The 11,040-nt window shown below is 36.5% G+C and carries 7 protein-coding genes; 4 read left to right on the top strand and 3 right to left on the bottom strand.

The genetic code is table 11. From position 1 onward, the window contains the following. Positions 1-164: 164 nt before the first annotated feature. Positions 165-1,391 carry an aminopeptidase gene (locus ACFQ18_RS06105; protein ID WP_204798663.1) on the top strand — a complete coding sequence of 409 codons (1,227 nt, stop codon included), beginning with the start codon at positions 165-167 and terminating at the stop codon, positions 1,389-1,391. 576 nt (positions 1,392-1,967) lie between these two features. On the opposite strand, the gene recQ is transcribed toward ACFQ18_RS06105, so the two are convergent. Further along, positions 1,968-4,109 (bottom strand): DNA helicase RecQ, encoded by a 2,142-nt coding sequence (recQ, locus tag ACFQ18_RS06100; protein ID WP_204798664.1) that lies wholly within the window; start codon positions 4,107-4,109, stop codon positions 1,968-1,970. Between the two features lie 421 nt (positions 4,110-4,530). Between recQ and ACFQ18_RS06095 the strand changes: the two genes are divergently transcribed. Beyond that, positions 4,531-6,381, top strand: coding sequence for a cation:proton antiporter (locus ACFQ18_RS06095; protein ID WP_204798665.1), 1,851 nt, complete (start codon positions 4,531-4,533; stop codon positions 6,379-6,381). A 73-nt stretch (positions 6,382-6,454) separates the two neighbouring features. On the opposite strand, the gene ACFQ18_RS06090 is transcribed toward ACFQ18_RS06095, so the two are convergent. Beyond that, entirely contained in the window at positions 6,455-6,634 is a 180-nt protein-coding gene (locus ACFQ18_RS06090; RefSeq protein WP_047186635.1) for an SE1832 family protein, read from the bottom strand. Between the two features lie 106 nt (positions 6,635-6,740). Between ACFQ18_RS06090 and ACFQ18_RS06085 the strand changes: the two genes are divergently transcribed. After that, positions 6,741-7,583 (top strand): GNAT family N-acetyltransferase, encoded by an 843-nt coding sequence (locus ACFQ18_RS06085; protein ID WP_047186636.1) that lies wholly within the window; start codon positions 6,741-6,743, stop codon positions 7,581-7,583. Between the two features lie 56 nt (positions 7,584-7,639). Here the strand turns inward: ACFQ18_RS06085 and ACFQ18_RS06080 are convergent, their stop codons facing one another. Further along, positions 7,640-8,737: an AI-2E family transporter gene (locus ACFQ18_RS06080; protein ID WP_047186637.1), complete on the bottom strand. Its 1,098-nt coding sequence runs from the start codon at positions 8,735-8,737 to the stop codon at positions 7,640-7,642. 312 nt (positions 8,738-9,049) lie between these two features. Between ACFQ18_RS06080 and ACFQ18_RS06075 the strand changes: the two genes are divergently transcribed. Beyond that, on the top strand, positions 9,050-10,897 hold the full coding sequence (locus tag ACFQ18_RS06075; protein ID WP_379565958.1) for a phospho-sugar mutase: 1,848 nt from the start codon (positions 9,050-9,052) through the stop codon (positions 10,895-10,897). Positions 10,898-11,040: the final 143 nt, after the last annotated feature.

Here is an 11,040-nt window from a genome sequence, read left to right as displayed (position 1 = left end):
ACATTTATGATAGAGCGCCTTTTCTTTTTTTTCTAGAATTTTGTTTCAAATCCCCGAGAACTATTTTACACATAGGAGAAAATGGAATAAGCAATTAAGAAGGTATTTCATATGAAAAAGTGGAATAATAATAGTGGTAAAACTAATTAATTGGAGGGGAAAAGATGGTAGACCATCAATCACTGGAAAAATATGCAGAATTAGCATTAAAAACAGGAGTAAATTTACAGCCCAATCAAGCATTAATGATTAATGCACCGATTGAAGGAGCAGATTTTACAAGAATAGTTGCGAAGAAGGCGTATGAACTTGGTGCAAAGGATGTACATATTAACTGGTCAGATGACGAGTTAGCATTATTAAAATATGAGAATGCCCCAGATGAAGTTATCGGTTCATTCCCAGAATGGCGTGTCATGCTTCATGATATGTATGCTAAGGATGGAGCTGCTGTATTAAGCATTCGTTCTACCGATCCTGATTTACTTCAAAATATTGATCCAAAGCGAGTGGCAATGGCAAACAAAGCAGCAGGAGAGGCCCTGAAAAATTTTCGCAAATATACAATGAATGATAAAATACCGTGGTCTATTATTTCTATTCCTTCAGGCGATTGGGCACAAAAAATATTCCCAGATAAAACAAAAGCGGAAGCTATCGAAAGTCTATGGGACGCTATTTTAAAAATTGTCCGTGTCGATCAAGACGACCCAGTTGCAGCATGGGATGCGCATAATCAAACATTAAAGGAAAAGAGAGAAGAATTAAACGCTAAGAATTACAAGAAATTAATTTTTAAGGCTCCTGGTACGAACTTAGAAATAGAACTTCCAGAAGGTCACATATGGAAGGGTGGATCTGCTCAAGCAGAAACAGGAGTAACATTTAATCCTAACATGCCGACAGAAGAAGTATTCTCCGTGCCACATAAATATGGTGTGAATGGAACGGTCGCTAGTACGAAGCCATTAAACTATGGTGGAAGTGTGATTGATCATTTCAGTTTAACTTTCAAAGACGGGGAAGTAGTTGATTTTAAGGCCGAGCAAGGGGAAGAAGTATTAAAACATCTTTTAGATTCAGATGGAGGGGCACGTCGATTAGGTGAAGTAGCTTTAGTACCGCATGAATCTCCGGTTTCTCAGTCTGGACTTATTTTCTATAATACATTATTTGATGAAAATGCTTCTTGTCATATCGCACTTGGAAAGGCTTATCCAACGAATATAGAAAATGGCTCAACCATGTCAGATGAGGAACTACACAAACATGGTGTCAATGATAGCCTTGTTCATGTGGATTTCATGATAGGCTCTCATGAATTGGATATTGATGGGGTCAAGCAAGATGGAACAGTGGAACCAATTTTTAGAAATGGTACATGGGCATAAATAATAGCAGGCACAAGGGATAGGCTTTTCCCTTGTGCCTGCTTTTTTGGGTGAATCCTTCCTGTGAAAACTAGGGGGATTCCCCATTGGGTTGTTTACGGTAACTCATAGGTGTTATGAGTGCCGGAACAAGCGCCAAAAAATCTAATTTGGTAACTCATCGGATTATGAGTGCCGGAACAAGCGCAAAAAAATTTAATTCGGTAACTCATCGACGTTATGAGTGCCCGAGCAGGCGCCAAAAAATCTAATTCGGTAACTCATAGGTGTTATGAGTGCCGGAACAAGCGCCGAAAAATCTAATTCGGTAACTCATTGGCATTATGAGTGCCCGAACAGACGTCAAAAAGTCTAATTCGGTAACTCATAGGTGTTATGAGTGCCGGAACAAGCGCCAAAAAATCTAATTCGGTAACTCATCGGATTATGAGTGTCGGAACAAGCGCAAAAAAATCCAATTCGGTAACTCATCGTGTTTACGAGTGCTCATTTGAGAGTGAAGCGCATGATTCTGATCACATCATACAAGAAGCAAAAAAGGCTACCTCCCAAAATCTATTGGGGGATAGCCTTCTATTACATCCATCCATTTTTCACAAGCACCGCTTTTATCATCGTGTAATTATAATCCTCAGGTAAAGCTTCTTTCAATGGCTTAAGTTTTTCCTCGGTAATTTGACTTCGAGCTTCTAGTACCACTTTCTCTTCCTCTTCATTAAAAAAGATGTCCCAAGCAACAGGATATCCATCTTTGTATGCTTTAAAAATATGATTTTCAATTGTTTGGTTAGACATATCACGTATGGCGGCAATATCCTTTAGTGATTTTCCTGACTGAAACATTTGGTAACTAATGAGATGACTTGGTTGATCATCTCCAGGTTGTTTCTTCGTTTTCGGTCTTGGTCTAGTATCTGTAATGCGAACTCTTTCTTTTACATCTGGATGGTCAGTTCTCCATTGTTGGATTACTTCTAAGAAAGCTTCTCCATATTGCTCAAATTTCTTTTCACCTATCCCTTTAATGGCAAGCATATCTTCCCTTGTTGTTGGAAAATAACGACTTAGCTCTTTTAATGTTGCGTCTGAAAATAAAATATATGGTGGAATTCCTTCTTCATCTGCAATTTTCTTACGAAGAGAGCGAAGACTCGAGAATAAATCTTCAAAGAAATCTGTTTCTTCGCTATTAGGAATGGTTGGTGCGAACATCCAAACACTTTCTTTCCCTTTCAAAATATCAACAGATTTTTGATTCAGTTTTAGAGTAGGATATTTTCCCTCTTCGGTTGAAAGCATTCGTTCAGCAATAAGGAGTTGAATCTGCTCTGTGATCTCCTTTTCAGTATAGTTAGACATGAGACCATAGGTAGTTAATTTATTCAATCCAAATGTATAAATCTTCTTATCCTTCGATCCTTTTAATACTTTTGCTGTCATCGTAACGCCAAACCGTTCACCCATTCGTTTGACACAAGAGAGTATTTTTTGTGCTTCTTCTGTGATGTCGGTCTTTTCTTGTCCTTGAATACAGTTACTGCAACGGCCACAATTTTTTTCTGATTGATTATCATCAAAATAATCTAATATGAAATCTTGCAGGCAGCTGTGAGTGTGGCAATAATTCATCATTTCTTGTAATTTTCGATATTCATTTTGTTTCGCTGACTCGTCCATCAAGGATTGCTCAATCAGAAATTTTTGCAGTTGTACATCCTGCGGGGAGAAAAGCAATATGCAATCACTCGGCTCTCCATCTCGACCGGCCCTTCCAGCTTCCTGATAATACGATTCAATATTCATTGGCATCGCATAATGAATGACGTAGCGAACATTCGATTTATCAATTCCCATACCAAAAGCATTCGTAGCAATCATTACGTTCGTTTCATCATGAATGAAGGAGTTTTGTGCTTCTTTTCTCTCTGTTTCCGACATTCCTGCATGATATTTGGCAACGGACAACCCGAGTCGTGAAAGTTGTTCATATAAACTATCTGCTTGCTTACGTGTAGCCGTATAAATAATCCCAGATTCTACCTTATGTTCGTTTAAAAAAGTACGAATATAACTGGTTCTATCTTTCCCCTTAACAACGTGAAAGGCTAAATTGTCACGGGCAAATCCGGTATTGATAACATGATCGATATGTAAAAGGTGCTGAATATCGTGGATGACCTCTTCCGTTGCGGTAGCTGTAAGTGCTACAAACACAGGAATATTAGAAATTTGTTTTAATGTACTTACAATCGACCTGTAACTTGGCCTGAAATCATGCCCCCACTGAGAGATACAGTGAGCTTCATCAAAAGCTACTAGAGCAATTTGTATTTGATTCATGATGTTAACAAAGAGGCCAGATTCAAATCGTTCGGGTGCAACGTAAACAAATTTGTATCGACCTTGCATGACATCATTCAATCGGAGTTGCTGCTCAGATTGGGAAAGGGAACTATTGATAAAAGTGGCAGGGATACCATATGCGTTTAGTGCATCCACCTGATCCTTCATGAGTGATATTAATGGGGAAATAATGATAGCCGTTCCATCCATGGACAAACCGGGGATTTGATAACATAAGGACTTTCCGCCTCCTGTTGGCATGACAGCAAGTGTATTATTTCGTTGTAGGACATGCTCAATTGTTTCCTTTTGACCAGGCCGAAATGTCTCATAGCCAAAATACGTTTGTAAAATTTTCTCCTCTTTTGTGAGCATGAAACAATCCTCCTTTTTCATATATCTTATTGCTATTGCTGCTTCTATAGATTGTTATTTTAATAATAAATAGTTTTAGATTATAGTGCGTGTTCAAAGAAAAAGACCGAGATCGACTAAATGCGCCACGTCCTATTGCAACGCTGCTCCTACATAGGGGCATGTCATTTTCACCGGACTTTTTGAACAACCTGTTATAGCCCTAAATTAATAGTAACCATTGCTAAAATAATCATAACATGATAAAACCATTTTAATAATATTATCCTATCATAATTTAACATGAATAGTACTTTCTACAGAACTTTTTCGTAGAAGTTTGGTTAGAATAGTATTTTAATAAATAACGACAAATTCATTTACATACTCATCTGACATCTATAAAATGTCCATTATATACTTTTTGATTAGGAGGGGTGAGATGGGTCCTTCATTACTACTAGAAATTGCGCTTATTGGTATTTTAGGAATAGGTTCGCAATGGCTTGCTTGGCGCTATAGAATGCCTGCAATTGTTATCATGTCTGTTACGGGCTTAATAGTAGGGCCAATTTTTGGAATTATTAATCCTGAAGAAGACTTTGGAGATTTATATAGTCCCATTATTTCAGTAGCCGTGGCTATTATATTATTCGAAGGTAGCTTGAATTTAAGTTTTAAGGAATTAAAGGGCATTGGAAAGCCAATTTTCCGGATATCTACAGTTGGGGCACTGATTGCTTGGATTTTAGGTTCACTAACAGCCCATTATATAGCTGGATTGTCTTGGGCGGTTGCCTTTGTAATTGGTGGGCTGTTTATTGTTACTGGTCCAACGGTTATTATGCCATTACTAAGACAAGCAAAATTAACATCAAGACCAGCCAAAGTATTAAAGTGGGAAGGGATTATTGTTGACCCAATTGGAGCATTAGTGGCAGTTTTTGCTTTTGAAATCATTACTTTCATTACAGCAGATAATCATGATGGTTCACAGTTAATCTTGTTCTTCACTGCTTCGGTTTTTGCAATTATATTAGGTTGGGCACTTGGAAGAGGTTTAGGTTGGGTGTTTGAAGAAGGACATATACCGGAATTCTTAAAATCGCCTGCAGTTGTAGTTGTTGTTATTTTTGGTTTTACAGTGGCGGATTTAGTCATGCATGAAACGGGTCTATTATCGGTTACTGCGATGGGGATTACGTTAGCAAACATAGGAATTAGCTCCATTTCCGATATGAGGCATTTTAAAGAGAATATTTCTATATTACTTATTTCCACTATTTTTATTATGCTAACGGCTTCCTTAGAGGTGGATACATTATTACACATTTTCAGTCCTAACATTATTGGTTATGTGTTATTAATGATGTTCATCGTAAGACCATTGTCTATATTTTTATCAACCATTGGGACATCTTTATCATTAAATGAAAAAGTATTACTTGGGTGGATTGCACCAAGAGGAATTGTTGCATTAACTGTATCTAGTTACTTTGCTACAATTCTACTTGATGCTGGGTACCAAGATGCTTCTATCTTGACAACATTAACCTTTGCCCTTGTATTCTTTACTGTACTATCTCATGGTTTTTCTATCGGTTGGTTAGCTAGAAAGTTGGGTCTATCTGAAGAAGGAAAACCAGGTGTACTGATTATTGGAAGTAACCCATTTACAGTTCGATTGGCGGATTCGTTAAAGAAGTCAAGTATACCGGTTATCATTGTTGATTCATCATGGGAGCATTTAAAGCTTGCAAGAAAGGCTGGGGTTCCTTTCTACCGCGGAAATATGCTTTCCGAACAGACAGAGCATATGCTAAACACGATTCCATATGATTATTTACTCGCTGCAACGGATGACCATGCATATAATTCCCTTACATGTACGACTTTCCTTCCTGAATATGGAAGGACAAATGTCTTTAAAATTAGTCCATACGATGTAGTGGATAACTCTACTGGAGTTGTTTCTAGAGTTGGAGGAAGAATTTTGTTTGACAGGAAGTTCTCCATCGAAGTTCTAAATGAAAAAATAGAAAAAGGCTTTGTTTTCCGTAGAACGACATTAACGGAACAATATGGCCTGAAACAATATCTAGATGAAAAAGATGATTCAACCGTATTCTTGTATTTAATTAAACCAAATGGTGTCTTGAAGTTTTTCTCAGAGGAAATGCGGACCGTTCCATCCACAGGAGACACCATCGTTAGTCTAACCCCACCACTTAAAGAAAAAGAAAAGATTCAGGCAAAGTTAGATAAGGTGAGAGAACAATCAGATGATGTGTAATAGGTAAAAGAAGCAGCTCGAATACACGACGATATCATGAGAAGTGAAGGGTATTCGAGCTGCATTAATACACTTAATCCATTTCATCTAACTGACGATTAACTTCCGCAATTTCATCTTCCAAGCGCGCTAATTGATTTTGAGCAGATGACACTCTGCCTTTTACATACTCCAATTTATCTAAATCGCTTTGAATACGAACATAATCCGATTTTAATTCCGCTAGTTTTGCTTCAAGTTCCTTTTTCGTCATTTTCACACATCCCCCTTACGTATAGTCTAGCTAAATCCTCTTTATAAAACAAGAAAATCCGTTATAATGAAGGCATATCATATGTTTTTATTTCGGAGGTTTATGAATGAAAATTATATTTTCCTCTTCTATTAAAAATTACTTGGAGAAGGTAGAACCATTACTATTGCGTAAAGAGTCTTCCAATAATTTAATGCTTGGTCTATTAGAATATTTTAAAACAACCATGACAAAAGATGTTTATTGCGGATATATAGAAGATGGTGGAGAAGTGATATATGCTTTTATGCAAACTGTACCTAATAATTGGATATTGGCAGATGTAGATCATGTTGATGATCAACTATTTTCAACTCTAGCGAATTTCTTTTATAAAAAAGCAATTAAGGTGCCAGGAGTACTGGGGCCTATTCATAATGTGGAATGCTTTGTTCGAGAATGGTTGAAATATAAAAAGGTAAAAGCTTCTATAAAAATGAACCAGGTTATTTATCAATTAAATGAGGTTCGAATTACACCAAGCCCAAATGGGGAATTAGTAAAGGCAACGAAATCAGAGCACGAACTAATAAAAAGCTGGCTCATTCAGTTTGGAAAAGAAACAAAGGAAAAACCAATTACTGAAATTAAAGCTAGTCAAATGGCAACAAAATATATTGAGAATGAAAGTTTGTACTTGTGGAAAGTGGATGGGATGCCCGTATCGATGGCTAACCAATCGAGGAGAACCAAAAATGGAGTATCCATTAATGCGGTATTTACCCCAGATGAGTTTAAACGAAATGGCTATGCCACAAATATCGTGGCAGCTTTAAGTCAAAAGTTATTGGATAGCGGTTACCAATTTTGTAGTCTATATACCGACAGAGAGAACCCAACGTCCAATAAAATTTATTCAAATATTGGGTATGACGTAGTAGGATCGTCGGTGGTGTATGAGTTTAAGTGAGAGGGACAAGGGGACAGGTGCACTGTCCCGGTTCAACCTCTGTCCCCCTTTCACTTTTAAATCAAAGCATCTTCTTTATCCTTTTTAGAATTTACATACGTTTGATAAAAATGAACGATAATGGTTCGAACGACGGCGTATGTTGGGACTGCAAATAGAATTCCAAGGAAGCCAGCAATACTACCCGCTGCAATAATGACAGTCATTACAGTTAAAGGATGAATATTTAGTGCCTGCCCCATCACGTTCGGGGAAATCAAGTTACTTTCAATTTGCTGTGCAACAATCATAATAATGGAAACCCAGATTAAATTGTAAGGGTCCTGGATGGTTCCGACTATCAAAGCTGGAGTAACTGCTAAAAACGGTCCGAGATACGGAATTACGTTCGTCATCATGCCAAATAGTGCCAAAATCAAGGCATAGTTTAAATCAATAATGACATATCCTATAAATAATAATACTCCAACACAAAAGCTTACGAATAATTGTCCTTGAATAAAGCTTGATAAAACATGATCAATCTTAGCTAATAAACTACGAATATTATCAGCCTTTTCCTTCTTGAATATCTGTAAGACAAATGGTAATAACTTTTCCCCATCCTTCAACATGAAAAATAAGAAAAATGGTACCATAACAAGTCCAGCAACAATACTAATAACTTGGCCAATAAAGCCACCTAGAAGCCCAAAAAGGTTATCTAAAATATTTTGCATGTGGTTCGGAATATTGCTGATAAAATCTTCTATTGCAACAATGATTTGTGGTGGAATACTTGTGTAATTAATTCTCCAGTAAAATATGAAATCCTCAATAGCTGCAATCATTCCGGGAATCCCATACATCAAATTCGTAACCTGCTTCTGTAAAATTGGCCATACATACATAATAAATACTGTTAAAAGTAATAGAATAACGAGGAATACTAGAATGACAGCAATAATTCGTCCAACTTTTAGTTTCCGCTCAAAAAAATGCATCAAAGGTCGTGTGAGGTAATATAAAATCCCCGCACCAATTAATGGAAAGGCGATGGCTCCAATATATTGCAAAATAGGAATGAATATAAAACTTGTATAATTTAATAATAAGATTAATAGAAATAAAAGAATTAAAAAACTAAGAACGTTAAACCAACGCTTTTGAAACATTCCATTACCCTCTTTCTCTTGATATAACTAACTTCATTTTAAACGATAGATGATAGAAATTGGAAATTTAAGGCATATTTACTTACTATTTTATCCAATCCCCGCTCTGAACATACAAGTTAAAAAAACAGAATATAGAATAATTGTTTAAAATATGTTAAAATTTGAGCATATTTATCTCACCTAAAAGGGCGGTAAGACTCCCACCTCAAGCTTCTGGGGAAACAAAGAAGATAGGTTGGAAATCAACTGCTCGTAAAGATCCGATAAGTGCGACTAACTATGAGTGGGGGATGAAGGAACCCCCTAGTCATGGAAGTCTTTGCAGATAAAAAGTATAAACGTTCAGTGCAACGATGGCATTTGCCTAATCTAAAGCAAATGCCAAGTTTTCTAATGGAGGATAGAATCATGACTGCTTGGATGCAAGTATACAAAAAATGGGATGCATTTGAAGAATTAGATCCATCCCTTCAATTAGAGTTAGAAAGATTAAAAGATGATCACGTAAAACTAGAAGATTCATTCTATAGAGAATTAGAGTTTGGGACAGGTGAGATGCATGGCTTAATTGGACCTGGAACAAACCGTATGAATATATATACTGTTCGAAAGGCAGCAAATGCTCTAGCAAACTATTTATTTGCAACTAGCGTAAATGTGAAGGATCGTGGAGTTGTTATTGCATATGGTTCAAGATTTATGTCGAAGGAATTTGCGTTGGAAACGGTCAAGGTATTAGCCTTTTATGGAATAAGAACCTATCTATTTGAATCGACTATTCCAACTCCATTATTATCTTATGCCGTGAAATATTTCGGAACAACCGCTGGAATCATGATTACTGCAAGCGATAAACCTAAAGAATACAATGGGTTTAAAGTTTACAATGAAGATGGAGCACAAATGACTCCTAAAGAAGCGGATCATTTTGTTTCTTATATGGAGAGTATGGAAGATGAATTATCAGTGCCTTTTTTGGAACAAAAGGATTTGGAAGATAAGGGGCTAATTTATTGGGTCAAAGATGAGATTGACCGAGCTTATTTAGAACGTTTACGATATATCTCTAAAATGGAACATGAAGAACAATTAAAGGACAAGAGTGTAAAAATTGCTTTTGCACCTCTTTATGGACCTGCACTCCCACTTGTGAAAAAGGGATTAGAGCAACTTCATTTTGATCACGTTCATTTAGTAGAAGAACAAGTAATACCTGACGCAGAAGCTATTTCAACAAATATAGAAAAGCACGAAGCTTTCCAGATGACAATAGAACTTGGGAAAAAGGTGGATGCGGATATTTTGCTTGCTACGTATCCGAATGGTGATAGACTTGGAGTCGCTGTGAAAACAACAGAGGGGAATTACCAAGTACTTACTGGAAATCAACTAGGGTCTATCCTATTAGATTATATATTGAGACATAGTGATCCGAATGTTTATCGGAATTCACGCGTGATAAAATCTGTTGTTACTACAGAATTAGGAAGAGCTATTGCGGATTCTTATTATGTGAAGACAATCGATACGCTAACTGGCTTTAACCATATTGGGGAAAAGATTGGTATGTTTGACTCTAGTGGGGAGACATTCCTATTTGGCTTTGAAGAAAGCGACAGCTATTTAGTAAATGGTTTTGCACGTGATAAAGACGCGATCCAAGCTTCCGTTATGACAGCTGAAATGGTTTATTTTTGGAAGAAACAAGGTAAAACATTGCTTGATGTATTAGAAGACTTGTATCAAAAACATGGATATTATTTAGAAGGTACGTCAGCATTCGCTCTAGAAGGCGAAAATGACTTATCTAAAATAAAGGAAATCATGAATCAATTTAAAGAAAATCCTCCAAAAGAAATTGCCGGTTTAAAAGTGAAACAAATAGAAAATTATGAGAAGCGGGAACGGAAATTTGTTGTAGATGGATTAGCAGAGGATATTTTATTGCCAAAGGAAAATATGGTAAAATTCTATTTAGATAATAACGCTTGGGTTTGCTTATGTCCAAATAGCATAGAGCATAAGATCCAATACTACTACGGTGTTTGTGGGGAAAGTATGGAAGATAGTAGAAATTTGTTATCATCATTAGAATCTACACTAAATAAAATGACGGAAGAAAGTTTAAAAAAGCAGCGTATAAATTTTGTATCTTAGGTTATATATATTATAGAGATGGAAATTGACATATTATATATTTAGGGTTTTAATATATTTATATTCCTATAAAGGGGAGTAGCTGTACAATTAAAGTCGTCATTACGAGATCTTAAGTCTCCGGCTTTAGTTGGCAACTAACG

The organism is Oceanobacillus caeni, from assembly GCF_042678465.1.
GTDB lineage: Bacteria > Bacillota > Bacilli > Bacillales > Amphibacillaceae > Oceanobacillus > Oceanobacillus caeni.
This window is presented reverse-complemented; position numbering and strand designations above follow the sequence as displayed.